This window comes from Pantoea sp. Ap-967 (assembly GCF_011752565.1).
Taxonomy (GTDB): Bacteria; Pseudomonadota; Gammaproteobacteria; order Pseudomonadales; family Pseudomonadaceae; genus Aquipseudomonas.
Map to the genome: position 1 here is coordinate 1 of NZ_VWXK01000025.1, position 25782 is coordinate 25782.

The window sequence follows — 25782 nt, forward strand, 5'->3', positions numbered from 1 at the left end:
TGATTCGTTGATCCATGGGGGACTCTTGGTTCCAGGGCATGATCAGATACCTCCTGATCATGCGTATTAGCCTGTAAACCATGTCCCCGGTTTGGAATGTAAACGATGTCTCCGGTTTGTACCCGGGCAAGCCCGCTCCCACAGGGATATCACAAGGCCCGAAGGCAATGATTTCCGTTGTAGGAGCGGGCTTGCCCCGCGAAGAGGCCAGCACAGGACTCAGCCGGCGGCCAACGCCGGCCGCAGCCGCCCCTGCTGGCGCACCTCCATCTGCATGCAGCGCTCCAGGAACAGGAACATGCAGTCGTAGCTCTTGCAAATGGCCTTGCGCAGCTCGTTGCGCAGCCCCTGGGTAGGGTTCTCGCCCGCCAGCGTGCAGATGATCTCCAGCGCCTCCCACGGGTGCGCATCGTCATACTGGGCATGCATCTTCAGCCACTTCATCGCCCGCTTGCGCTGCTCTTCGGGGAAGCCCATGGCATAGGTGTCCTCGGCGCACACCACCGCCGACCACTCCCCGGTCGCCCCCTCGATGGCATAGTTGGTGGCCGCCATGGCAATGGCCAGCGACTCGGTGGCGCACACCCGCCAGCACCAGTCGTTGAGCCCATTGAGCTCCGGTGGCACTTCCTGGGCCTGCAGCTCGTGCAAGTGCACGCCATGGGCCTGGCACCAGTGCACCCAGTAGTCGGCATGGTTGAGCTCGACGCGGATGTTGCGCATCAGCCAGCGCCGCGCCATGTCTTCACCGGGGTGGCGGCCATAGCGGGTCTTGGTCAGGTTATGGGCCATGTACAGGGAAAACTGCTCCACCACCGGCCAGCCGCCCACCAGGTACTGGCGGATGGTCGCCGGGCGCAGCTGCCCCTCGCGCAGGCGCTGGTAGAACGTATGCTCCACCACCCGGCGCTTGCTCTCGCGGCAATCCTCGATCAATTGCTGGGCCCAGGCGGGGTAACTGGCGGGGTCCATCAAAGGCCCGATACGAACGAATGCGTCAATCACTTTCTACTCCTTGATCCCTGTGATTTCACGAACGTATTTCAGCGAAAGGTGCCCGGCGCCCGGTGCAGCAAGGGCCGCGCAGCGATTCGCTGGCGCTGCAGGCTATCGCAGGTGAACACCTGCGGCCGCTCGATGAGGTAGCCCTGGGCGTAGTCCACGCCAATTTCCTGCAGGGCCTGCTCGATCAACGGTGTTTCGACGAACTCGGCAATGGTGCGCTTACCCATGACGTGGCCGATGTGGTTGATTACCTCGACCATGGCACGGTTGATGGGGTCGTCGAGCATATCTTTGACAAAACTTCCGTCGATCTTCAAGAAGTCTACGGGTAAATGTTTCAAATAGGCGAATGACGACATTCCGGCACAGAAGTCGTCCAGCGAGAACTTGCAACCCAGCCCTTTCAATTCATTGATGAAACGAATGGCACTCCCGAGGTTGGCGATGGCACTGGTTTCGGTAATTTCAAAACAAATCATCCGCGGCGGGATGGAAAATTCGACGAACAGCCGTTGCAGGTACTCCAGGAACTTGTCGTCACCGATGCTGGAACCGGACAGGTTGATCGCGCACATTGCCAGCGGCCCCTCCCTGCCCTCGTCCAGGCACTGGCGCACCACCTGGAACACATTGCGCACCACCCAGCGGTCCAGCGCGGTCATCAGGCCGTAGCGCTCGGCGGCGGGTATGAAACTGTCGGGCAGAATGGTGCGGCCACTTTCGTCATGCAGGCGCAGCAGAATTTCGATGTGGCCAGGGCCTTCGATGGCCTTGAGCGGGGCGATTTCCTGGCAATACAGGCAGAAACGGTTTTCTTCCAGGGCCACATGCAGGCGCTGGATCCAGGCCATTTCGCCAAAGCGCATGGACAGCTCGCTGTCGTCGGCGTGGTACACCTGAACCCGGTTGCGGCCCTTTTCCTTGGCCATGTAGCAGGCCATGTCGGCGGCCCGCAACGAGGCCTCCAGCGTGCCCGGGGCCTGGGCGATATGCACCAGGCCAATGCTCACGGTGGTGACGAACGGCCGCCCCTTCCACACGAAGTGCAGGCTTTGCACCGCCTGGCGCAGGGTTTCGGCGATGCGTTCGGCCTGGTCGCCCGGGCAGTTTTCCAGCAGCACGCCGAACTCGTCGCCGCCCAGCCGGGCCAGGGTGTCGCCTTCGCGCAGGCCCGACTGCAGCACCGCACAAATGTGCCGCAGCAGTTCATCACCGGCGGCATGCCCGCAGGTGTCGTTCACCAGCTTGAACTGGTCAAGGTCAAGGAACATCAGCGAATGGCGCCCCGGCTGGCGCACCAGGCCATTGAGCGCCTGCTCCAGGCGGTACTCGAACTCGCGGCGGTTGGCCAGGCCCGTCAAGGCGTCGTGGGTCGCCTGCCAGGACAGGTTGGCGATGTACTGGCGCTCCTGGGTCATGTCGTGCAGCACCAGCACGATGCCGGCCACCTGGCCATCGTTGATGATGGTCGAGCCGACCAGGTTGATCGACACGGTACTGCCGTCCAGGCGCTGGATCAGCCGGGCATGCTCGGCACCGCCCTTGAGGCTGCCGCTTTGCACTTGCTCCACCAGCGAGCGGCTGTCGTGCTCGGCCTGCTCGTCCACCAGGCTGAACAGCGCCCCCACCGGCAAGCCCTGGGCTTCACAGGCCTGCCAATGGGTAAGCTGTTCGGCGGCAGGGTTCATATAGCCGATGTTGCCCTCCACATCGGCGGTGATCACCGCATCACCAATGGACTCCAGGGTGATTTGCGCGCGCTCTTTCTCTTCCTGCAGGGCGCTGGCGAAGGCTTGGCGCTGGGCCAGCAGCTTGCTCGACCGGCGCCAGGCAATGGTGATGAGGATGAACGCGGTGAGCAGGTTGGTAATCAGCAGCACCCGCAGCAGCATGCGCGAGCCTTCGCCCAGGGCATCGCTGAAGGCCTTGGCCGCAGGCGTCACCCCTTCATTGATGGCAACGATGCGGGCCTTCCAGTCAGCCAGTTGCACCTCGTCGAACTGGCCGGAGGCGAAGCCGTCGCGCATTTCGCCGGCCAGCACATCGAGCTTGGCCAGGTAGGCATCGCCGACGTTCCAGTAGTCGATGGCGGCCTGCATGTAGCTGACCTGGTGGAAGTTGCGGTAGAACCAGATGATCCGGTCGACATCGTCCGGGTGGTTGCCGCCCTGCAGCACGGCCAGGCGTGCGCCGTCCAGGTCGGGGCTTGGCTGGTCGAGCAGCTCGCGCAGTTTTTGGTCGCCCTGGGGAATGGCCATGACCTGGTGGTAACGGCGCAGCGTGCGCTCGTCGTGGTCGTCGGCGTAGAGGTTGAGGTAGTAGATGGCGTCTTTCTGGGCCTTGGACCACAGGCTTTCGCCGGCCACGTAGGCACGCACGGCCGACAGCGCATACAGGCTGAGGCTACCCAGCAAGACCTGGAAGACTACGACGGCGACGAAAGGCCAGATAATCCCCAGCAGCCTTGGCGCCTCTAGCGTGCGATGTCCCTTCATGTAGTCCCTGTCACAGAGCAGATAAGGCTCGGATCAACCCAGACAAGCACAGCGTAGGCCATTTGCCATCTATGTGGAGGGGAATTTTATGGGCGCGATTGGGCGTCGCGTTTGCGACGCCATCGCGAGCTGCGCTCCTACATTGTGTTGCGCAGGTAGGCCGCGATGAGGCCTTCAGGTCTGTTGCAGATGCCCGTAGAGCTTGGCATACAACCCACCTTCGGCAATCAGCTGCTGGTGGTCGCCATCCTCGGCGACGTGCCCGCCGTCGAACACCAGCACCCGGTCGGCCTGCTTCACCGCCGACAGGCGGTGGGCGATGATCAGGGTGGTGCGGCCGCTGAGAAAGCGCGCCAGGGCCTGGTGCAGGTTGTACTCGGTGGCGGCGTCCAGCGCCGAGGTGGCCTCGTCGAGAATCACCACCTTGGGCTCGGCCAGCACCATACGGGCAATGGCCAGGCGCTGGCGCTGGCCGCCAGACAAGCGCACGCCGGAACGCCCGACCACGCTGTCCAGCCCCTGGGGCAAGGCGGCGATGGTGGCATCGAGCTGGGCGATGCGCAGCGCCTGCCAGCAGGCGTCGTCGCTGCACTCACGGCCCATGGTCAGGTTGGCGCGCACGCTGTCGTTGAACAGCGAGGGGTGCTGCAGCACCACCGCAACGTTTTCGCGCAGGGTTTCCAGGCCGATTTCCTGCAGGCTCGCGCCACCAAAGCGGATAGTCCCGGCCTGGGCGCTGTACAACCCCAGCAGCAACTGCACCAAGGTGCTCTTGCCACCGCCACTGGCGCCGACGATGGCCACCTTCTCGCCCGGGGCGATGGCCAGGTTCAGCTGGTCGAGCACCGGCTCGTCGGCGTAGGCAAAGCGCAGGTCGCGCACCTCGATGCCCACCGTCTGGCGGCCGGCGAACGGGTCGCTGGCAGCCGGGTACTGGGGCTCGTCAGCCCTTGAGAGCAGTTCGTTGAGCCGGCTCAGGGCGCCGCCGGCGGCATAGTAGGCGTACTGCAGGTTAAGCAGCTGTTCCACCGGGCCGATCATGAACCACAGGTAGCTGAACACCGCCAGCATCTGGCCGATCGACAGGTCGGAGAACAGCACGGTCAGCATGGCCGCAGCGCGGAAGATATCGATGCCGAACTGGAACAACAGGCCACTGGCGCGGCCACTGGCATCGCTTTTCCACTGCGAATCCACGGCGTAGTCGCGCACTTCCCGCGCGCGCAGGCCAAGGCGGCCGAGGAAATAGCCCTGGCGGTTTCCGGCGCGGATTTCCTGGATGGCGTCGAGGGTTTCCGACAGCGCCTGGGTGAACCGCGCGGTGCTGTCGTTCTCCAGCTTCTTCAGGTGCTTGACGCGCTTGCCCAGTTGCACGGTGAAGTAGATCACCAGCGGATTGAACAGCAGGATCAGCAGCGCCAGCTTCCAGTGCATGAAGATCAGGATTGCCGCGGTGCCGGTCAGGGTAAGCATGGCCACCAGGAAGCGGCTGAGGGTTTCGCCGACGAATTTGTCCAGGGTGTCCAGGTCAGTGACCAGGTGGGTGGTCACCGTGCCACTGCCCAGGCTTTCGTATTCCTTGAGCGAAATGCGCTTGAGGCGTTCGATCAGGCGAATGCGCAAGCGGTAGACGATGTCCTTGGCCAGCCCGGCGAACAGCTTGGCCTGCACCACGTTGCAGGCCAGCGCGGCCAGGCGCAGGCACAGCGTGGCCGCCAGCATCAGGCCGATGTAACCGGCGGCCACCTGCCAGCCACTGGGCAGCAGGTGGTTCATCCATTTGAGCGCGGCATCGCCATGGCCGAGCAGCACTTCGTCCACCAGCAACGGCAGCAGCAATGGAATCGGCACGCTGCAACAGGCCGCCAGCACGGCGACCAGGTTGGCGGTCCAGAGGCTTTTCTTGTGGTGCAAGGCCAGGCGGCGGATTTCCGCCCAGCTCAGGCGATCGGGCGCAGCGGCAGGCTTCCCTGGCACAGGGTCTGGCGACCCTGGCAGGTCAAGCACAGACGGCCTGCTGCAGCCAGCGGCCCAGCAGCGGTTGCAGGCTGTCCAGCGGCTGGTAGCCGTTGGTCAGCAGCGCCAGTTGGCCATTGCGTTCGGCCAGCAGCGTCGGGAACCCGGCGATGCCCAGGTCTTGCACCCAGCTGAAGTCGGCCGCCGTGGCGGCGCGCATGTCGTGCTGGCCGAAGTGCTGGGCGAACGGCTCACGGGCATAACCGGCCTGCACGGCCAGTTCGACCAGCTGCGGTGCGCGGGTAACGTCCACGCCCTGCTCGTAGAATGCTTGCTGGATCAGCGCCAGCAAGGCCCACACGCGCTCGCCGTCCAGGGCCCGGGCGGTAACCAGGGCGCGGCAGGCAGGCTCGGTGTCGTAGACGAAGCCATCGGGCATCGCGCCTTCGAAGCGAAACGCCTGCCCGGTGGCGTCGTGCACGGCCTGCCAGTGCTCAAGGATGTACTTGCGGGTGGAGGCGTCCAGCGCACTGCCGCCGCTGCGCAAGCCGCCCGGCACCAGGCGCGTCGGCACGCCGGCTTCAGCGGCCTGGGCGATCAGGGCTTGGGCCACGGGCGCGAACCCCCAGCACCAGGAGCACATCGGGTCCATCACGTAGAGCAGGCGGGCAGTCATGGATCAAGCCTCGGCTTTGTAGTTGTAACCGATCGGGTGTGGCTGGTTGCGCGCCTTGGCCAGTTCGATCTGCTTCTGCCGGTCGATGGCGCTGCGCCGGGTTTTCTCGCTCAGGGTGTCCCAGCAATGCGGGCAGCTCACGCCTGGCGAATAGTGCTCGGACTCGCGGTCCTTCGCATCGACGGGGTGGCGGCAGGCATGGCACTGGTCGTATTCGCCTTCGCTCAGGTCGTGACGCACCGTCACGCGGTTGTCGAAGACGAAGCAGTCACCGTCCCACAGGCTTTGCTCCTGAGGCACTTCCTCGAAGTACTTCAGGATGCCCCCCTTAAGATGATAGACCGCCTCGAAGCCTTCACCGAGCATGTAGCTGGAGGCTTTTTCGCAACGGATGCCGCCGGTGCAGAACATGGCGACCTTCTTGTGCTTGCTGGGGTCGAAGTTGGCCTTGATGTACTCGGGGAACTCGCGGAAGGTTTCGGTCTTCGGGTCGATGGCGCCCTTGAAGGTGCCGATGGCCACTTCGTAGTCGTTGCGAGTGTCGATCAGCAGCACTTCCGGGTCGCTGATCAGGGCGTTCCAGTCCTTGGGGTCGACATAGGTGCCCACCGCCTGGTTCGGGTCTACCCCTGGCACGCCGAGGGTGACGATCTCTTTCTTGAGCTTGACCTTGGTGCGGTAGAACGGCTGTTCGTCGCAGTACGATTCCTTGTGGTCGACATCCACCAGGCGCGGGTCGTTGCGCAGCCAGGCCAGCAGGCCGTCGATGCCTTCGCGGGTGGCCGAGACGGTGCCGTTGATGCCTTCCTGGGCCAGCAGCAGGGTACCTTTGACGCCGTTGTCGAGCATGGCCTTGAGCAGCGGCTCACGCAGTTCGACGTAGTCTTGCAGGGTGACGAACTTGTACAGCGCCGCCACGACGATCGGTTGGGACATTTGCGGTGAATCTCCAGGTGGGTGCCCTCGTAAGGGGCGAACCGGGGTTTGACATGAAACAGGGGGCTGCTGCGCAGCCCATCGCAGGCAAGCCAGCTCCTACAGGTGCCGCGCAACCGCTGATGGATGCGTTGTACCTGTAGGAGCTGGCTTGCCTGCGATGGGCCGCGTAGCGGCCCCCTTGGGATACTGCAGATTGTACCAGAAGGACGGAAAGGATTCAGTGCCCGCCGCCAGCACACACCGGCGAAGCCGGCGCCACGCCTACCTTGGCCCATTCCTCGGCGGTGTAGGTGTGGATCGCCAGGGCGTGGATTTCGCCCATCAGTTCGCCCATGGTGGCGTACACCTTCTGGTGACGCTTGACGCTGTTCAGCCCGGCGAACTGCTCGCTGACGATCACCGCCTTGTAGTGGGTTTCCTGGCCACGGCTGTGCATGTGGCTTTCGTTATGCACTTCAAGGTGCTGCGGCGCCAGCGCGGCCAGCTGCTGCTCGATGCGTTGCTGCATGCTCATCGGGCGTTACTCACTTCTTAGCCGGTGCGGCGGCCTTGCCGGCGTTCGGGTCCAGTTCCTTGGTCATGTCGTCGAGCAGCTTGTTGACCACCGGCACGGCCGGTTCCAGGCTGTTCTGGGTCAGCTGGGCCGATTGCTGGGTGACCTTGGGCATTTCACGCAGCACTTTCATGCCCAGCGGCGACTCGTAGAACTTGACCAGGTCCTTGAGTTCCTGCTCGGTGAAGGTGGCGGTGTACAGGTCGACCATCTTCGGCTTGAGTTTCTTCCAGCCGATGGCGTTGTCCAGGGCGGCGTTGGCCTTGGCCTGGTAGCTGTCGAGTACCCCTTTCTTGGCGTCCGGCGCCTTGGTTTGGGCGAAACGCTGGGCGAACATCTGCTGGACCTGCATGTACACCGGGGTGCCCAGCTTGTCGGCGTGGGCCAACTCCAGGAATTTCTCGGCTGCAGCGTTGTGGCTGGCCGTGGCGGCGAGTACCTGGCCGCTGGCACACACCAGGGCGACGGCGGCAAAGAGGACACGAAGACGGGTCATTGCAATTCCTTCAGGAAGGGGGAGGCGGTACCTCAGGGTAGAGCATTCTGCGCCCGCAATGGGGCAGCACTCAAGTGGCACGACGAGCGAATGAACCGCCGCATCGCATGAGGGCCTAAACTGCTGATTCTGACTGACAAAGGAGTGAACGCAGCATGAGCCGTATCGAGACAGACAGCCTGGGCCCGGTCGAAGTTCCTGAGGACGCCTATTGGGGCGCCCAGACCCAGCGCTCGCTGATCAACTTTGCCATTGGCAAGGAACGCATGCCGCTCGCGGTGCTGCACGCCCTGGCACTGATTAAGAAGGCCGCGGCGCGGGTCAACGACCGCAACGGCGACCTGCCCGCCGACATCGCCCGGCTGATCGAACAGGCCGCCGACGAAGTGCTGGGTGGCGAGCACGATGGCCAGTTCCCGCTGGTGGTGTGGCAAACCGGCAGCGGCACCCAGAGCAACATGAACGTCAACGAGGTGATTGCCGGGCGCGCCAACGAGCTGGCCGGCAAGGGCCGCGGCGGCAAGGTGCCGGTGCACCCCAACGACCACGTGAACCGCTCGCAGAGCTCCAACGACTGCTTCCCCACCGCCATGCACATCGCCGCCGCCCAGGCCGTGCACAGCCAGTTGCTGCCGGCCATCGCCGAGCTGTCGGCGGGGCTGGCCGAGCTGTCGGCACGCCACCAGCACCTGGTGAAAACCGGCCGCACGCACATGATGGACGCCACGCCGATCACCTTCGGCCAGGAGGTTTCGGCGTTCGTTGCCCAGCTCGACTATGCCCAGCGCGCCATTCGCGCAACCTTGCCTGCGGTATGCGAGCTGGCCCAGGGCGGCACCGCCGTGGGCACGGGGTTGAACGCCCCGCACGGCTTTGCCGAAGCCATTGCCGCCGAGCTTGCGGCGCTGTCCGGCCTGCCCTTCGTCACCGCACCGAACAAGTTCGCCGCCCTCGCCGGCCATGAGCCGCTGACCAGCCTGGCCGGGGCCTTGAAGACCCTGGCGGTGGCCTTGATGAAAATCGCCAACGACCTGCGCCTGCTGGGCTCCGGCCCGCGTGCGGGGCTGGCCGAGGTGCGTTTGCCGGCCAACGAGCCGGGCAGTTCGATCATGCCCGGCAAGGTCAACCCCACCCAGTGCGAGGCGCTGTCGATGCTGGCCTGCCAGGTGCTGGGCAACGACGCGGCGATTGGTTTTGCCGCCAGCCAAGGGCACTTGCAGCTGAACGTGTTCAAGCCGGTGATCATCCATAATCTGTTGCAGTCGATTACCTTGCTGGCCGACGGCTGCCGCAACTTCCAGCAGCACTGCGTGGCCGGTATCGAGCCGGATGCCGCGCAGATGGCGGCGCACCTGGAGCGCGGGCTGATGCTGGTAACGGCGCTGAACCCGCACATTGGCTATGACAAGGCGGCAGAAATTGCCAAGAAGGCCTATGGCGAGGGCAAGACCCTGCGCGAGGCAGCGTTGGAATTGAAGTACCTGACCAACGAGCAGTTCGACCAGTGGGTAAGGCCGGAAAACATGCTCGCGCCCGGTGGCAAGGGTTGATGGCTAGTTCCTGGTAGGAGCGAGCGCAGCTCGCGATGCGGCGCGCAGCGGCGCTCGATTTTGAGGCCCCATCGCGAGCTATGCTCGCTCCTACCAGGCGGGCCAGGCGGGCGCAGGCGGGCCCGCGTTGGCTGCTATTTCTTGTCCTTGGCGAACGCCGCTTCCAGGGCCTCGTTGATGGTGCGCAGTACCTTCACCCGCGCCCAGCGCTTGTCATTGGCCTCCACCAGGGTCCAGGGCGCGATCTCGCTGCTGGTGCGGTCGACCATGTCGCCCACCGCCTCGGCATACAGGTCCCACTTGTCGCGGTTGCGCCAGTCGTCCTCGGTGATCTTGTAGCGCTTGAACGGAATCTGCTCGCGTTCCTCGAAGCGTTCCAGCTGGGTTTGCTGGTCGATCGCCAGCCAGAACTTGACCACCACCACCCCGGCGTTGACCAGTTGCTCCTCGAAGTCGTTGATCTCGCCATAGGCGCGCATCCAGTCGCTCGGCGTGCAGAAGCCCTCCACCCGCTCCACCAGCACCCGGCCATACCAGGAGCGGTCGAAGATGGTGAACTTGCCACGCGCCGGAATGTGCCGCCAGAAGCGCCACAGGTACGGTTGCGCGCGCTCCTCCTCGGTGGGTGCGGCAATCGGCACGATGCGGTACTGGCGCGGGTCCAGCGCCGCCGCCACACGGCGGATCGCACCGCCCTTGCCCGCCGCGTCATTGCCCTCGAACACCGCCACCAGCGAATGCCGGCGCATGTGCTTGTGGCGCAGCAGGCCGGCCAGGCGCGCCTGTTCGGTCACCAGCTGCTCCTGATAATCCTGTTTGTCCAGGCGCAGGCTCAGGTCCAGGGCGCCCAGCAGGCTGCGCTGGTCGATGCTACGGCCCAGCGGCGCGATGTTGCCCTGGTGCTTGCCCTTGGGGTTGTTGGCCAGGGCCGCCTGCAGGCTTTCCAGCAGAATGCGCCCAACCGCCAGGCTGCGGTAATGCGGGTCGACGCCTTCCACCACATGCCAGGGCGCGTAGTCGCGGCTGGTGCGGCGCAGCACGCGCTCGCCGAAGCGCACGAAACGGTCGTAGGTTTGCGACTGCTGCCAGTCCAGCGGGCTGATCTTCCAGCTGTGCAGCGGGTCGTCCTTGAGCGCTTTGAGGCGGGTTTTCATCTGCTTCTTCGACAGGTGGAACCAGAACTTGATCACCAGCGCGCCTTCGTCGCACAGCATCTGTTCCAGGCGCTCGGCGCCGGTGATGGCCTGGTCGAGCACGGCGTCCTTGATAACCCCATGCACCCGGGCCTGCAGCATCTGGCTGTACCAGTTGCCGAAGAACACCCCCATGCGCCCCTTCGGCGGCAGGGCCCGCCAGTAGCGCCAGGCGGGTGGCCGGGCCAGTTCCTCGTCGGTTTGCTGGTCGAAGGTGAGCACGTCGATCATGCGCGGGTCCATCCACTCGTTCAGCAGCTTGACCGTCTCGCCCTTGCCCGCGCCTTCCACGCCGTTGATCAGCACGATCACCGGGAAACGCCCCTGCTGCTTGAGGTCGAACTGGGCGTCGAGCAACGCCTCGCGCAGGGCAGGCACTTCGGCCTCGTAGGTGTCCTTGTCGATGCTGTGACCGATTTCCGCAGATTCGAACATGCACTGGCTCCTTGGTCTGGATTAGCAAGACTAGCGGAATTGTGCGGGGTCTGTGTGGGGCTCTTCGCGGGGCAAGCCCGCTCCTACAGGCGCATTACCCAGTACGGCCTGCGCAAATGCGCCCGGATAACATAAAATCCGCTATCCGCTGCAACCGAGCCAACCATGTCCACCCTCCTCCAGCACGCCCAGATCGACTGGGACGACCAGGGCCGCCCCCACTCGCGGCAATACGACGACGTGTACTTCTCGAAAAACGAAGGCACCGACGAAACCCGCTACGTCTTCCTGGAACAAACCCGCCTGCGCGAGCGCTTCGCCGCGCTGGCGCCCGATGCCTGCCTGGTGATCGGCGAAACCGGCTTTGGCACCGGCATGAATTTCTTCTGCGCCTGGCAGCTGTTCGCCGAACTGGCCCACGCCCAGGCGCGCCTGCACTTCGTCAGCGTCGAGAAGTTCCCCCTCAGTTACGACGACATGGCCCGCGCCATGCGCCTGTGGCCGGAACTGGCGGCCTTCACCGAGCCGTTCCTGCAGCAGTACGTGGCCGTGCACCCGGGCTTCCAGCAGTTCAGCTTCGACAACGGCCGGGTCACCCTGACCTTGCTGGTGGGCGATGTGCTGGAACAGCTGCCACAGCTCGACGCCCGCATCGACGTGTGGTTCCTCGACGGTTTCGCCCCGGCGAAGAACCCCGACATGTGGACGCCCGAGCTGTTCGCGCAACTGGCGCGGCTGGCCCACGCCGACACCACCCTGGGCACCTTCACCACCACCGGCTGGGTACGCCGTGGCTTGATCGACGCGGGTTTTCGCATGAAGAAAATCCCAGGCATCGGCAAGAAATGGGAGGTGATGAGCGGCCACTACATCGGCGCGGTGAATGCCAGCGGGCCAGCGCCCTGGTATGCCCGCCCGGCCCTGGGCGACGGCCCACGCCAGGCGCTGGTGGTGGGCGCGGGGCTGGCCGGCAGCGCCACGGCGGCCAGCCTTGCCCGGCGTGGTTGGCAGGTGACGGTGCTGGAGCGCCACGAGGCCCCTGCCCAGGAAGCCTCGGGCAACCCGCAAGGGGTGCTGTACCTGAAGCTTTCCGCCCACGGCACGGCGCTGTCGCAGATGATTCTTTGCGGGTTCGGCTACACCCGGCGCCAGCTTGAACGCCTGCAGAAAGGCCAGGACTGGGATGCCTGCGGCGTGCTGCAACTGGCCTTCGACAGCAAGGAAGGCGAACGCCAGGCCAAGCTCGCCCAGGCCTTCGACAGTGGCCTGCTGCGCACGCTGGCGCAAACCGAGGCCCAGGCGCTTGCCGGGGTGGCGCTGCCGTCCGGTGGCCTGTTCTACCCTGAAGGCGGCTGGGTTCACCCGCCGGCCCTGTGCCGCCTGCAACTGCAGCACCCCAATATCCGCGTGCTGGTGCATCAGGACGTGGTGGAACTGCGCCAGGCCGATGGCCTCTGGCAAGCCTGGAGCGGCGAACAGCTGTTGGCCAGCGCGCCCGTGGCGGTGCTGGCCGGGGCCGCCGACGTGCGCCGTTTCGCGCCGTGCGCGGCATTGCCGCTCAAGCGCATTCGCGGGCAGATCACCCGCCTACCGGCCACCGAGGCCAGCCGTGCACTGCGCACGGTGGTGTGCGCCGAGGGTTACGTGGCGCCACCGCGCGACGGTGAACACACCCTGGGCGCCAGCTTCGACTTCCACAGCGACGACCTTGCCCCGACGGTGGCCGAGCATCAGGGCAACCTGGCGCTGCTCGATGAAATATCCCCCGACCTGGCCCAGCGCCTAGGCGCAGCGGCGCTGGATGCTGGGCAATTGCAGGGGCGCGCGGCGTTTCGCTGCACCAGCCCGGACTACTTGCCGATTGTTGGGCCGCTGGCCGAGCCGGCGGCGTTCGCCGAGGCCTTTGCGGTGCTGGGCAAGGATGCACGGCAAGTGCCGGAGGTGGCGTGCCCGTGGCTGGATGGGCTGTATGTGAACAGCGGGCATGGGTCGCGGGGGTTGATCACCGCGCCGCTCAGTGGCGAGTTGATTGCGGCTTGGGTATGCGGGGAGCCGCTGCCATTGCCCAGGGCAGTGGCCGAGGCCTGCCACCCGAACCGGTTTGCGTTGCGCAAATTGATTCGCGGCAAATAACAGCTCACTGCTTCCGCGTTCGGTAGGAGCGAGCGTAGCTCGCGATGCGCCGCCTGCGGCGCGCGGTTCCCCAGCTAATGGCTATTACAGTGTTGCCTGTGCCATGGAGCGCCGCAGGCGGCGCATCGCGAGCTGCGCTCGCTCCTACGCCATGGGCAGGAGATGCCTTCAGGCTTATAACAGATCAATCTAAAACTCCCACAAACCACACAGGTCAGTTCCTTACAGGGTGCCCTAATCCGGGGCACTCATTCCCCAACGGAAAAACCGGTAAGGACTTATGTGCGGATTAGCAGGAGAGTTGCGTTTCACCCCCATCGACCAAGCCCCTCGCCCAGCCGACCTGGCTGCGGTAGAGCGCATCACCCATCACCTGGCGCCTCGCGGCCCGGATGCCTGGGGCTTCCATAGCCAGGGCCCGATTGCCCTCGGCCACCGCCGGCTGAAGATCATGGACTTGTCCGACGGCTCGGCGCAGCCAATGGTCGACAACACCCTGGGCCTGTCGCTGGCGTTCAACGGCGCCATCTACAACTTCCCCGAACTGCGCCAGGAACTGCAAGACCTAGGCTATACCTTCTGGTCCGACGGCGACACCGAGGTGTTGCTCAAGGGCTACCACGCCTGGGGCGCGGCGTTGCTGCCCAAGCTCAACGGCATGTTCGCCCTGGCCATCTGGGAGCGCGACAACCAGCGCCTGTTCCTGGCCCGCGACCGCCTCGGGGTCAAGCCGCTGTACCTGTCGCGCAACGGCGAGCGCCTGCGTTTCGCCTCCACCCTGCCAGCGTTGCTCAAGGGCGGTGACATCGACCCGATGATCGACCCGGTGGCGCTCAACCACTACCTCAACTTCCACGCCGTGGTGCCGGCCCCGCGTACCCTGCTGGCCAATGTGCAGAAGCTTGAGCCCGGCACCTGGATGCGCATCGACCGCCACGGCGAGGTGGAACGCCAGACCTGGTGGCAGTTGCACTACGGCCCCAACCCCGACGAACGTGACCTGGACCTGGAAGGCTGGACCACCCGCGTGCTCGACGCCACCCGCGACGCCGTGGCCATCCGCCAACGGGCGGCGGTGGACGTTGGCGTGCTGTTGTCCGGCGGCGTCGACTCAAGCCTGTTGGTCGGCCTGCTGCGTGAAGTGGGCGTGGACGACCTGTCGACCTTCTCCATCGGTTTCGAAGATGCCGGCGGCGAACGCGGCGACGAATTCCAGTACTCCGACCTGATCGCCAGGCACTACGGCACCCGTCACCATCAACTGCGCATCGCCGAGCACGAGATCATCGAGCAACTGCCGGCCGCCTTCCGCGCCATGAGCGAGCCGATGGTCAGCCACGACTGCATCGCCTTCTACCTGCTGTCGCGGGAAGTGGCCAAGCACTGCAAGGGCGTGCAAAGCGGCCAGGGCGCCGATGAGCTGTTCGCCGGCTACCACTGGTACCCGAAAGTGGACGGCGCCGCCGATGCCTTCGGCGCCTACCGCGAGGCCTTCTTCGACCGCAGCCACGAGGAGTACCGCGACACGGTGCAAGCGCCCTGGCTGCTGGAAACCGACGCCGCCGGCGATTTCGTGCGCGAGCACTTCGCCCGCCCCGGCGCGGCCGATGCGGTAGACAAGGCCCTGCGCCTGGACAGCACGGTGATGCTGGTCGACGACCCGGTCAAACGGGTGGACAACATGACCATGGCCTGGGGCCTGGAGGCGCGCACGCCATTCCTGGACTACCGCCTGGTCGAGCTGTCGGCGCGCATTCCGGCGCGCTTCAAGCTGCCGGACGGCGGCAAGCAGGTGCTCAAGCAAGCAGCGCGGCGGGTGATCCCCCATGAGGTGATCGACCGCAAGAAGGGCTACTTCCCGGTCCCGGGCCTCAAGCACCTGGAAGGCGCCACCCTGGGCTGGGTGCGCGACCTGCTGACCGACCCGAGCCAGGACCGCGGCCTGTTCAACCCGGCCATGCTCGACCGCCTGCTGAGCAACCCACACGGCCAGCTCACCCCACTGCGCGGCTCCAAGCTGTGGCAGCTGGCGGCCCTGAACCTGTGGCTCAGCGAACAAGGAATCTGACCGATGAAAGCCCACGAGATCGCCTACGGTCAGCGCCTGCTGCGCGGCCAGGCGCCGTCCTACGAGCGCCTGCAGGCGCGCCTGGCCGGCGATGGCAGCGACCCCCACGACCAGCCCCGCGCCCTGCACTGCGGCTGGGGCCGGCTGCTGATCGGCCACACCTACCCCGACCCAGCCAGCCTGGCCCAGGCGCTGCAGGACGAGCGCCCAGGCGAGCGCGACATCGCCCTGTACGTGGCCGCGCCCCAGCAGTTGCTGGCCCAGGCCCCGCAACAGCTGTTCCTCGACCCCTCCGACACCCTGCGCCTGTGGTTCACCGACTACCGCCCGGCGCAGCGGGTGTTCCGCGGCTTTCGCGTGCGCCGGGCGCAGAACGAGGCGGACTGGCACGCCATCAATACCCTCTACCAGGCGCGTGGCATGCTGCCGGTGGACCCCGACCGAGTCACCCCGCGCCACCTCGGCGGCCCGGTGTACTGGCTGGCCGAGGACGAAGACAGCGGCGCGGTGATCGGCAGCGTGATGGGCCTGAACCACAGCAAGGCCTTCGACGACCCCGAGCACGGCAGCAGCCTGTGGTGCCTGGCGGTGGACCCGCAGTGCACCCGCCCGGGCGTGGGCGAGGTGCTGGTGCGCCACCTGATCGAGCACTTCATGAGCCGTGGCCTGGCCTACCTCGACCTGTCGGTGCTGCACGACAACCGCCAGGCCAAGCGGCTGTATGAAAAGCTCGGTTTTCGTAACCTGCCGACCTTTGCGGTGAAGCGCCGTAATGGCATCAACCAGCAGCTGTTCCTGGGCCCCGGCCCGGCCGCCGGCCTGAACCCCTATGCCCGCATCATCGTCGACGAGGCCCTGCGCCGGGGCATCGAGGTGCAGGTGGACGACGCCGCCGCTGGCCTGTTCACGCTCAGCCTGGGCGGGCGCCGCGTTCGCTGCCGCGAGTCGCTGAGCGACCTTACCAGCGCCGTGACCATGACCCTGTGCCAGGACAAGCGCCTGACCCGCCAGGCCCTGCACAACGCAGGGCTACAGGTGCCGGCGCAGCAGCTGGCGGGCAATGCCGACGATAACCTGGCGTTTCTCGACGAGCACGGCGCGGTGGTGGTCAAGCCGGTGGATGGCGAGCAAGGCCAGGGCGTGGCGGTGAACCTGAACACTGTTGACGACGTGACCCGGGCCGTGGAGAACGCCCGCCAGTTCGACAGCCGGGTGCTGCTGGAAAGCTTCCACCCTGGCAGCGACCTGCGCATCCTGGTGATCGGCTTCGAGGTGGTGGCCGCGGCCATTCGCCACCCGGCCCAGGTGATTGGCGATGGCAAGCACAGCATTCGCCAATTGATTGAGGCGCAGAGCCGTCGGCGCCAGGCAGCCACCGGCGGCGAAAGCCGTATTCCGCTGGATGACGAAACCGAGCGCACCCTGCACGGCGCGGGGCTGGGCTACGACGACGTGCTGCCGGCCGGCCAGCGCCTGGCCGTGCGCCGCACAGCCAACCTGCACACCGGCGGCACCCTGGAGGACGTGACCCAGCGCCTGCACCCGGTGCTGGCCGATGCCGCCGTGCGCGCGGCGCGGGCGCTGGAAATTCCGGTGGTGGGCCTGGACTTCATGGTGCGCGATGCCGAATGCCCGGAGTACGTGATCATCGAAGCCAACGAGCGTGCCGGGCTGGCCAACCATGAGCCACAGCCCACGGCCGAGCGCTTTGTCGACCTGCTGTTTCCGCATAGCCGAGCGTTGGCGTAACACAGTGATGGCCTTTTCGCGGGGCAAGCCCGCTCCTACAGGGGATGCGCGGTACCTGTAGGAGCGGGCTTGCCCCGCGAAGAGGCCGGCACAAAAAAAGAGGAACCCCCATGACCGAACGACACCCCGAACCCGACCTCGACTACCTCAAGCGCGTGCTGCTGGAAATGCTCGCCATCCCCAGCCCCACCGGTTTCACCGACACCATCGTGCGCTATGTGGCCGAACGCCTGGACGAGCTGGGCATCCCCTTCGAACTGACCCGCCGCGGCACCATCCGTGCCACCCTCAAGGGCCGGCAAAGCTCCCCCGACCGCGCCGTCTCGGCCCACCTGGACACCATCGGCGCCAGCGTGCGCCAATTGCAGGACAACGGCCGCCTGGCGCTGGCGCCGGTGGGCTGCTGGTCGAGCCGCTTCGCCGAAGGCAGCCGGGTCAGCGTGTTCACCGACACCGGCGTGTTCCGTGGCAGCGTGCTGCCGCTGATGGCCAGCGGGCACGCCTTCAATACCGCCATCGACCAGATGCCGATCAGCTGGGAGCACGTGGAAGTGCGCCTGGACGCCTACTGCACCACCCGCGCCGATTGCGAGGCGCTGGGCATCGCCATCGGTGACTTCGTGGCCTTCGACCCGTTGCCAGAGTTCACCGAAAGCGGCCATATCAGCGCCCGCCACCTGGACGACAAGGCCGGGGTGGCGGCATTGCTGGCGGCGCTCAAGGCCGTGGTGGAAAGCGGCCGGCAACCGTTGATCGACTGCCACCCGCTGTTCACCATCACCGAGGAAACCGGCTCCGGCGCCGCTGCCGCCCTGCCCTGGGACGTCAGCGAGTTCGTCGGCATCGACATCGCCCCGGTGGCGCCCGGCCAGGCCTCCAGCGAACACGCGGTAAGCGTGGCCATGCAGGATTCCTCCGGGCCCTATGACTACCACCTGTCGCGCCACTTGCTGAAGCTTGCCGGCGACCACGACCTGCCGGTGCGCCGCGACCTGTTCCGCTACTACTTCAGCGACGCCCATTCGGCGGTAACGGCAGGCCACGACATCCGCACCGCGTTGGTGGCCTTCGGCTGCGACGCCACCCATGGCTACGAGCGCACCCATATCGACAGCCTGGCCGCGCTCAGCCGCCTGCTGTCGGCCTACCTGTTGAGCCCGCCGGTGTTCGCCAGCGACTCGCAACCGGCCAACGCTTCACTGGAGCGCTTCAGCCACCAGCTGGAGCACGATGCGCAAATGGAGAGCGATACCCGGGTGCCGGCGGTGGACAGCCTGGTAGGAAACAAAAGCTGATGCAGGCGGATTCGCGTAGCATGCAGGTATTCGCCAACAGAACCGTGCCCTGCCCATGCTGATCCCATACGACCAACTGCAAGCTGAAACCCTGACCCGCCTGATCGAGGACTTCGTGACCCGTGACGGCACCGACAACGGCGATGACACGCCGCTGGAAACCCGCGTGCTGCGGGTGCGTCAGGCATTGGCCAAGGGGCAGGCGTTCATCCTGTTCGACCTGGAAAGCCAACAGTGCCAGTTGCTGGCGCGGCATGATGTGCCGCGCGAGTTGCTGGAGTGACCAGCAAGGCCATTCAACACCGTTTGGCCTTGCGCACCTCCCCTTCCTTGATCCGCCGATACACTTCGGCCCGGTGCACCGCCACCTCGCGCGGCGCGGTGACGCCGAAGCGCACCTGATTGTCGCGGGTTTCCACGACCTTGATGTGAATGTTGTCGCCAATGATGATGACTTCACCGACTTCACGTCCGATTACCAACATGCTGGGGTTCTCCTACCTATGGGAAAACCCCAGCCTGCATGCGGATATTCAGCTACACAACGGTTCTCCGGAAATTCAGAATCACCCTACAAGGGGCGGTAAAACTTCCTACAGACAGATCCCACATTCAGCGTGAATTGGCCTTTGCCCGCATCTTCACCGCCATCTCCGCCATTTCGTCATACAGCTTTTCCGGCGCCTGGCGCTTGAGTGCCCAGGCCTGCTGCCCGGCCTCGTGAGGCAGGATCAGGAACTGGCCAGCCGCAACCTGCTGGTGAATGTGCTCGGCAATGTCGGCGGCACTGATCGGCGAGCCCTCCAGCAGCTTGCCAACCTGGGCCTTCATGGCCGGGTTGGGCCCGCGGAACGAGTCCAGCAGGTTGGTCTGGAAGAACGAGGGGCACACACAGTGCACCGCCACCTCAAGCTGGCGCAGCTCCACCAGCAGGCTTTCCGACAACGCCAGCACGCCGGCCTTGGCCACGTTGTAGTTGCTCATGCCCGGGCCCTGCATCAGGGCGGCCATGGAGGCGACGTTGATGATCCGCCCCTTGCTGCGTTCGAGCAGCGGCAGGAAGGCCTTGCAGCCCTTGACCACGCCCATCAGGTTGATTGCGATCTGCCAGTCCCAGTCTTCCAGCGACAGCTCGGCGAAAAAGCCGCCCGAGGCGACGCCGGCGTTGTTGACGACCACGTCGATACCGCCGAACTTGTCTTCGCAGGCCTGGGCCAGGGCGGTCAGCTGGCTGTAGTCGCGCACGTCGCAGCGCTGGATGAAGCCCTCGCCGCCTGCGGCGCGCACCTGCTCCAGGGTGTCGCGCAGGCCTGCCTCGTTGACATCGGCAAGCGACAGGCGCCAGCCGTCGCGCGCCCAGCGCAGGGCGATCTCGCGGCCGAGGCCGGAACCGGCGCCGGTGATCATGATGCGGTTTTGCATGGTGGCTCGCCTTGTTCTGACAGGTTGTGCGAGGAGTCTAATCAAGGCCTTGGGCAGAGGCAGGATTCATCAGGATAGTGAATGGCCGGGCATGACTGCATAGTCTGTCCCGGCAGCACACAAATGGAATCTTTCCCAAGCGGCAAGAGTCGGAATTATCAAGAGGCCAGCATTACGAGGCCCTTGACCTTCAACCACGCAAGGATTCCCTCATGACCACGATTCTCATCATCATCCTGATCCTTCTGCTGATTGGTGGCTTACCGGTCTTCCCGCATTCACGCAGTTGGGGCTATGGCCCATCCGGCATCGTCGGCGTGGTGCTGGTCATTCTGCTGGTGCTGTTGTTACTGGGCATGATCTAGCGCCCTTGAACGAAAAAACCGCGCCGAGGCGCGGTTTTTTCTTGGCTGCAGGGATCAGTGCGATACCGCGCCGGAAGCCCCCAGGCCGGTTTGCGAACGCACGAACTGCGGGAAGAACTTGGCACGCTCGTCGTCGGCCGCCTTGGACTTGTCGGTGACCGAGAAGAACCAGATACCCACGAAGGCAATGATCATCGAGAACAGCGCCGGGTACTCGTACGGGTAGATCGGTTTCTCGTGGCCAAGGATCTGCACCCAGATGGTCGGGCCGAGGATCATCAGCGTCACCGCACTGATCAGGCCCAGCCAACCGCCGATCATCGCGCCGCGGGTGGTCAGCTTCTTCCAGTACATCGAAAGCAGCAGCACCGGGAAGTTGCAGCTGGCAGCAATGGAGAACGCCAGGCCCACCATGAAGGCGATGTTCTGCTTCTCGAACAGGATACCCAGGCCGATCGCCAGTACGCCCAGGGCGACAGTGGTGATCTTCGACACGCGGATTTCATCCTTGTCGTTGGCCTTGCCCTTGCGCCATACGCTGGCGTACAGGTCGTGGGACACCGCCGAGGCACCGGCCAGGGTCAGGCCCGCCACCACCGCCAGGATGGTGGCGAAGGCCACCGCCGAGATGAAGCCGAGGAACACGCTACCGCCCACGGCATTGGCCAGGTGCACCGCCGCCATGTTGTTGCCGCCGAGCAGGGCGCCGGTGGCGTCCTTGAATTCGGGGTTGGTGCTGACCAGCAGAATGGCGCCGAAGCCGATGATGAAGGTCAGGATGTAGAAGTAGCCGATGAAGCCGGTGGCATACAGCACGCTCTTGCGCGCTTCCTTGGCGTCGCTGACGGTGAAGAAGCGCATCAGGATGTGCGGCAGGCCGGCGGTGCCGAACATCAGCGCCAGGCCCAGGGAGAACGCCGAGATCGGGTCCTTGACCAGGCCGCCGGGGCTCATGATCGCCTCGCCCTTGGCGTGCACCTTGATCGCCTCGGAGAACAGGGTGTTGAAATCGAAGCCCACGTGTTTCATCACCATCAGCGCCATGAAGCTGGCACCGGACAGCAGCAGCACGGCCTTGATGATCTGCACCCAGGTGGTGGCCAGCATGCCGCCGAACAGCACGTACAGGCACATCAGGATGCCCACCAGGATGACCGCCACGTGGTAGTCCAGGCCGAACAGCAGCTCGATCAGCTTGCCGGCGCCGACCATCTGCGCAATCAGGTAGAACGCCACCACCACCAGCGAACCGGAGGCCGACAGGGTGCGGATTTCCTTCTGCCCCAGGCGGTACGAGGCAACGTCGGCAAAGGTGTACTTGCCCAGGTTGCGCAGGCGCTCGGCGATCAGGAAGAGGATGATCGGCCAGCCGACCAGGAAGCCGATGGAGTAGATCAGGCCATCGTAGCCGGAGGTGAACACCAGCGCGGAAATGCCCAGGAACGAGGCGGCCGACATGTAGTCACCGGCAATCGCCAGGCCGTTCTGAAAGCCGGTGATCTTGCCGCCGGCGGCGTAGTAGTCGGAGGCCGACTTGTTGCGCTTTGACGCCCAATAGGTGATGCCCAGGGTAAAGGCGACGAAGGCCACGAACATGGCGATGGCGGAAACGTTGAGCGGTTGTTTCTGCACCTCGCCGGTCAGGGCATCGGCGGCCCATACGGCGGGTGCGAAGGCTCCGCAGGCCAGTACGGCCAAGGTTTTGGCGTGGCGGATCATTGTTGCGCCTCCTTCAGGATGGCCTTGTTCAGCTCATCGAATTCGCCGTTGGCGCGGCGAACGTAGATGGCGGTGAGCACAAAGGCCGAGACGATCAGGCCGACGCCCAGGGGAATGCCCCAGGTAATCGACGACCCAGGGCTGAGCTTGGCGCCGAGCACTTGGGGACCGTAGGCAATGAGGAGGATGAAGGCGCAGTAGAGGCCGAGCATGATCGCCGAGAGGATCCAGGCGAAACGTTCACGTTTGCTGACCAGCTCCTTGAAGCGCGGGCTGTTTTGTATCGAGAGGTAAATGCTGTCGTTCATTGTTTTTGTCCTAGCAGCACAGGTAGGGGATGTACCCACACCCTTACTTTATGCTGCCGCCGGACGCCAACCAGACGACCTTAGTCTTAGATGCAACGGTGTTTTACCGATTGTGTAACAAAGGGGGGCCCTTTCGCGGGGCAAGCCCGCTCCTACAAGGAGCCGCGTGTAGGAGCGGGCTTGCCCCGCGAAGCCGCAAAACTGGCCCTAACGACCGATCACTTGCCCGTCCACTCGCTGACACGGTCCGGGTGCTTGCTCACCCAATCCTTGGCCGCCACTTCAGGCTTGGTCCCATTTTGGATCGCCAGCATCACCTCGCCAATCTCGTCCTTGGACTGCCACTGGAACTTCTTGAGGAATTCCACGACTTCCGGCGCTTTGGCCGCCAGTTCCTTGCTGCCGATGTTGTTGACGGTTTCCGCCGCGCCATACACCCCTTTCGGGTCATCGAGGAATTTCAGTTTCCACTTGGCGAACATCCAGTGCGGCACCCAGCCAGTCACTACAATCGGCTCCTGCTTGGCGTAGGCCTTGCCCAGCTCGGTGGTCATCCCGGCGCCGGAGCTGGCGCGCAGTTTGTAGCCGGTCAGGTCGTAGTCCTTGATCGCCTGGTCGGTCTTTATCATTACCCCGGAGCCTGCGTCGATGCCAACGATCTGCTGCTTGTAGCCATTGTCGGTCTTGAGGTCGGCGATGCTTTGGGTCTTCACGTAGTCTGGCACGATCAGGCCGATTTTCGCGTCCTTGAAGTTCGGCCCGTAGTCGACCACTTTGTCCTTGTTCTTGGCCCAGTATTCGCCATGGGTGACGGGCAGCCACGCCGAGAGAATCGCATCGAGCTTGCCGGTCGCCACGCCCTGCCACATGATGCCTGCGGCAACGGCCTGCAGCTTCACGTCATAGCCGAGTTTCTGCTTGATAACCTCGGCGGCGACGTTGGAGGTGGCCACGCTGTCGGCCCAACCGTCCACGTAACCGATGCTGACTTCCTTGGCCATGGCCTGTGCAGCGCCCATGGCCAGTACCAGGGCGGTGCCCACCCCCAGGAAACGGCGCATTCTTGTAAAAGTAGCCATCAAAGCATCCCCTCGTCAGGTCTAGGAGATTGCATCATCTTCCTGCAACAAACCCCGACCTGCTCCAGCTGCGACCTATACCCGCGCCATATGCGACAGCACTGTGCCATTAGCGGCATCGGCCCACACGGGCCTGCGCGATCCTTGCATGCCAAAGGTTTGGCGCCGGGCTACTATCTAACGCTTTGTGCCTGACGATGGACCGCCCGATGCCCGAAACCACCCGCTTGCTGCTGCCGCTGTACCTGCTCGCCTGCCTGCTGGCCCTGCTGGGGCTGGGGGCGCTCTGGTACGGGCTTGGCAAGCCGGTGACCTTGCCGGATGCGGCCAGCCCCACGCACAAGTTGCAGTGCGCGTCCTACACGCCCTTCGACAAGGACCAGTCGCCCTACGACCAGCCGTTTCGCCTGCGCCCGGCGCGCATGGACGCCGACCTTGCCCTGCTGGCTGAGCGATTTCAGTGCATCCGCACCTATTCCATGACCGGGCTTGAGGCCATTCCGGCCCTGGCACGCAAGCGTGGGCTGAAGGTGATGCTCGGTGCCTGGGTCAATGCCAACCCCGCCGACACCGACAAGGAAGTGAAGGCGCTGATTGCCTCTGCCAATGCCAACCCCGACGTGGTCAGCGCGGTGATCGTGGGCAACGAGACGCTGCTGCGCAAGGAAGTCACCGGCGAGCGCCTGGCCGGGTTGATCGAACAGGTGAAAGGCCAGGTCAAGGTGCCGGTGACCTACGCCGATGTCTGGGAGTTCTGGCTGCAGCACCCACAAATTGCACCGGCGGTGGACTTTCTGACCATCCACCTGCTGCCCTATTGGGAAGACGACCCGCGCGGCATCGACGATGCCCTGGCCCATGTAGCCGAGGTGCGCCGGGTGTTCGGCACGCGCTTCGCACCCAAGGACATCTTCATTGGCGAAACCGGCTGGCCCAGTGAAGGCCGCCAGCGCGAAACCGCCATTCCCAGCCGGGCCAACGAGGCGCGTTTCATTCGCGGGTTCGTGGCCCTGGCGGAGGCCAACGGCTGGCACTACAACCTGATCGAGGCATTCGACCAACCCTGGAAGCGGGCCAACGAGGGCGCGGTGGGCGGCTACTGGGGGCTGTACGATGCCAACCGGCAGGACAAGGGCGTGCTCGAAGGCCCGGTCAGCAACTTGCCATTGTGGCCACAGTGGCTGCTGGCTTGCGTGGCACTGCTGGCGGCCCTGCTGCTGGCCGTCGGGCGCCCCGCCACGCCGCTGGCGGCGCTGCTGTTGCCGTTGCTGGTGGCGTTCGGCGCGGGGTGCCTGGGGTTGTGGGGCGAGCTGATGCGTACTCACGCACGGTTTGCCGGGGAGTGGCTGTGGGCGCTGGTGCTGGCTGGGTTGAACGTGTTGGTGTTGATGCACGTCGCCTTGGGGCTGGTGCACCGCGAGGGCTGGCGCAAGCGGCTGTTCGCCTGGTTGCAGGCACGGGCGGGGTGGTGGCTGCTGGCCGCTGGGTTCGCGGCGGCGGTGAGCATGCTGGCGATGGTGTTCGACCCGCGTTATCGCAGTTTCCCAACCGCAGCGCTGGCCCTGCCGGCCGTGGTTTACCTGTTGTGGCCGGTCGCGGCGCGGCGGGCGGAGGTGGCGTTGCTGGCATTTATCGTCGGCGCCGGGGTGTTGCCGCAGTTGTATCGGGAAGGGCTGGAAAACCAGCAGGCCTGGGGGTGGGCGTTGGTCAGTGTGCTGATGACCGCGGCTTTGTGGCGCAGCCTGAGGTCGCGTAAGGCTTGAGGGCCTATCGCGAGCTGCGCTCGCTCCTACCAGGGATGTGCAGGCGCCGGTTGGGGCTGCGCGGGTCACCGGACCAAACGCAAGCCCGCCAATACCACCGCAAACACCGCGATGCTGGCGGTATACAGCACCAGGGCGGGAATGCCGAACAGCAGCCCCAGAACCGCCAACCACCACCCTGCCCGGCCAGCCACGAGTTGCGCCAGCAGCGAAAGCCCAAGCCCGGCCCAGGGCAGCACCTGCCAATGAATCCCCAGCCCCAGCCACGCCCGCGCCTGGCACTGCCAGTGGTCGGCTGGCACCATGCACAGGCCAACCCACTGGCCATCCTCCATCAGCCCATAGCGCACGCCATAACTGGCCGCGAGCCACAACGCCAGAAACATCAGCAACAGAGCGGCTGGCAGCGATCGAGACATCCCGTTCTCCAATAGCGGTAATCGAAATCATCCATGATCGCCCAAGCCCTGTTCTAAGGCAAAATCACAACCCTGCAGCTATGTTGCAGATAACAAGCACACCAAAGGCCACTGCACCGGGCAACTTTGCCGGTAGAACGATGGTCCTAGCCTGCGTACCGCAC

Annotated in this window: 22 protein-coding genes; 8 read left to right on the top strand and 14 right to left on the bottom strand. The window is 65.0% G+C overall.

All coding sequences use genetic code 11. The annotated features are described in order from the left end of the window. Positions 1–219: 219 nt before the first annotated feature. From F3J45_RS22060 to F3J45_RS22090, 7 genes are all read right to left on the bottom strand, one after another. Positions 220–1005, bottom strand: a complete 786-nt coding sequence (locus tag F3J45_RS22060) for an iron-containing redox enzyme family protein (protein ID WP_167067870.1) — start codon at positions 1003–1005, stop codon at positions 220–222. A gap of 38 nt (positions 1006–1043) precedes the next feature. Further along, positions 1044–3500: an EAL domain-containing protein gene (locus tag F3J45_RS22065; protein ID WP_167067874.1), complete on the bottom strand. Its 2457-nt coding sequence runs from the start codon at positions 3498–3500 to the stop codon at positions 1044–1046. Positions 3501–3674: 174 nt separating this feature from the next. Continuing rightward, positions 3675–5507 (bottom strand): ABC transporter ATP-binding protein, encoded by a 1833-nt coding sequence (locus F3J45_RS22070; RefSeq protein ID WP_167067876.1) that lies wholly within the window; start codon positions 5505–5507, stop codon positions 3675–3677. Next, on the bottom strand, positions 5500–6132 hold the full coding sequence (locus tag F3J45_RS22075; protein ID WP_167067879.1) for a DsbA family protein: 633 nt from the start codon (positions 6130–6132) through the stop codon (positions 5500–5502). Before F3J45_RS22075 ends, F3J45_RS22070 begins: the two co-directional genes overlap by 8 nt. A 3-nt stretch (positions 6133–6135) precedes the next feature. Then, complete coding sequence (locus tag F3J45_RS22080; protein ID WP_167067882.1) at positions 6136–7068, bottom strand: rhodanese-related sulfurtransferase; 933 nt, start codon at positions 7066–7068, stop codon at positions 6136–6138. A gap of 220 nt (positions 7069–7288) precedes the next feature. Then, positions 7289–7585 carry a BolA family transcriptional regulator gene (locus tag F3J45_RS22085; protein WP_167067885.1) on the bottom strand — a complete coding sequence of 99 codons (297 nt, stop codon included), beginning with the start codon at positions 7583–7585 and terminating at the stop codon, positions 7289–7291. A gap of 10 nt (positions 7586–7595) precedes the next feature. Beyond that, a complete protein-coding gene (locus F3J45_RS22090; protein WP_167067888.1) occupies positions 7596–8120 on the bottom strand; it encodes a DUF2059 domain-containing protein in 525 nt (174 codons plus the stop codon). A gap of 155 nt (positions 8121–8275) precedes the next feature. Between F3J45_RS22090 and F3J45_RS22095 the strand changes: the two genes are divergently transcribed. Next, positions 8276–9670, top strand: coding sequence for a class II fumarate hydratase (locus F3J45_RS22095; protein WP_167067891.1), 1395 nt, complete (start codon positions 8276–8278; stop codon positions 9668–9670). Between the two features lie 134 nt (positions 9671–9804). Here the strand turns inward: F3J45_RS22095 and pap are convergent, their stop codons facing one another. Beyond that, complete coding sequence (gene pap, locus F3J45_RS22100) at positions 9805–11298, bottom strand: polyphosphate:AMP phosphotransferase (RefSeq protein WP_167067894.1); 1494 nt, start codon at positions 11296–11298, stop codon at positions 9805–9807. A 165-nt stretch (positions 11299–11463) separates the two neighbouring features. Between pap and mnmC the strand changes: the two genes are divergently transcribed. From mnmC to F3J45_RS22125, 5 genes are all read left to right on the top strand, one after another. Beyond that, a complete protein-coding gene (gene mnmC, locus F3J45_RS22105) occupies positions 11464–13431 on the top strand; it encodes a bifunctional tRNA (5-methylaminomethyl-2-thiouridine)(34)-methyltransferase MnmD/FAD-dependent 5-carboxymethylaminomethyl-2-thiouridine(34) oxidoreductase MnmC (protein WP_167067897.1) in 1968 nt (655 codons plus the stop codon). Positions 13432–13711: 280 nt separating this feature from the next. Further along, positions 13712–15499 carry an N-acetylglutaminylglutamine amidotransferase gene (locus F3J45_RS22110; protein ID WP_167067900.1) on the top strand — a complete coding sequence of 596 codons (1788 nt, stop codon included), beginning with the start codon at positions 13712–13714 and terminating at the stop codon, positions 15497–15499. A 3-nt stretch (positions 15500–15502) separates the two neighbouring features. Continuing rightward, entirely contained in the window at positions 15503–17248 is a 1746-nt protein-coding gene (gene ngg / locus F3J45_RS22115) for an N-acetylglutaminylglutamine synthetase (RefSeq protein WP_167067903.1), read from the top strand. A 110-nt stretch (positions 17249–17358) separates the two neighbouring features. Then, positions 17359–18543 carry an osmoprotectant NAGGN system M42 family peptidase gene (locus F3J45_RS22120; RefSeq protein ID WP_167067907.1) on the top strand — a complete coding sequence of 395 codons (1185 nt, stop codon included), beginning with the start codon at positions 17359–17361 and terminating at the stop codon, positions 18541–18543. A 55-nt stretch (positions 18544–18598) separates the two neighbouring features. Further along, positions 18599–18826, top strand: coding sequence for a YheU family protein (locus tag F3J45_RS22125; RefSeq protein WP_167067910.1), 228 nt, complete (start codon positions 18599–18601; stop codon positions 18824–18826). Between the two features lie 13 nt (positions 18827–18839). Here the strand turns inward: F3J45_RS22125 and csrA are convergent, their stop codons facing one another. Next, positions 18840–19028 (bottom strand): carbon storage regulator CsrA, encoded by a 189-nt coding sequence (gene csrA, locus F3J45_RS22130; protein ID WP_167067913.1) that lies wholly within the window; start codon positions 19026–19028, stop codon positions 18840–18842. Positions 19029–19155: 127 nt separating this feature from the next. After that, the gene (locus F3J45_RS22135; protein WP_167067916.1) at positions 19156–19965 is read right to left on the bottom strand and encodes an SDR family oxidoreductase; all 810 of its coding nucleotides are present in this window, start codon (positions 19963–19965) and stop codon (positions 19156–19158) included. A gap of 212 nt (positions 19966–20177) precedes the next feature. Between F3J45_RS22135 and F3J45_RS22140 the strand changes: the two genes are divergently transcribed. Further along, complete coding sequence (locus F3J45_RS22140) at positions 20178–20330, top strand: DUF3309 family protein (RefSeq protein WP_012271016.1); 153 nt, start codon at positions 20178–20180, stop codon at positions 20328–20330. A 54-nt stretch (positions 20331–20384) separates the two neighbouring features. Here the strand turns inward: F3J45_RS22140 and F3J45_RS22145 are convergent, their stop codons facing one another. The 3 genes from F3J45_RS22145 to F3J45_RS22155 all read right to left on the bottom strand — a co-directional run bounded on the left by F3J45_RS22145 (position 20385) and on the right by F3J45_RS22155 (position 23436). Further along, positions 20385–22049, bottom strand: a complete 1665-nt coding sequence (locus tag F3J45_RS22145) for a cation acetate symporter (protein ID WP_167067920.1) — start codon at positions 22047–22049, stop codon at positions 20385–20387. Further along, entirely contained in the window at positions 22046–22357 is a 312-nt protein-coding gene (locus F3J45_RS22150; protein ID WP_167067923.1) for a DUF485 domain-containing protein, read from the bottom strand. Before F3J45_RS22150 ends, F3J45_RS22145 begins: the two co-directional genes overlap by 4 nt. 218 nt (positions 22358–22575) lie before the next feature. After that, entirely contained in the window at positions 22576–23436 is an 861-nt protein-coding gene (locus F3J45_RS22155; RefSeq protein WP_167067926.1) for a glycine betaine ABC transporter substrate-binding protein, read from the bottom strand. 209 nt (positions 23437–23645) lie between these two features. Between F3J45_RS22155 and F3J45_RS22160 the strand changes: the two genes are divergently transcribed. Next, positions 23646–25199: a hypothetical protein gene (locus F3J45_RS22160; protein ID WP_205300639.1), complete on the top strand. Its 1554-nt coding sequence runs from the start codon at positions 23646–23648 to the stop codon at positions 25197–25199. A 65-nt stretch (positions 25200–25264) separates the two neighbouring features. Here the strand turns inward: F3J45_RS22160 and F3J45_RS22165 are convergent, their stop codons facing one another. Further along, on the bottom strand, positions 25265–25618 hold the full coding sequence (locus F3J45_RS22165; RefSeq protein ID WP_167067932.1) for a hypothetical protein: 354 nt from the start codon (positions 25616–25618) through the stop codon (positions 25265–25267). Positions 25619–25782 lie beyond the last annotated feature (164 nt).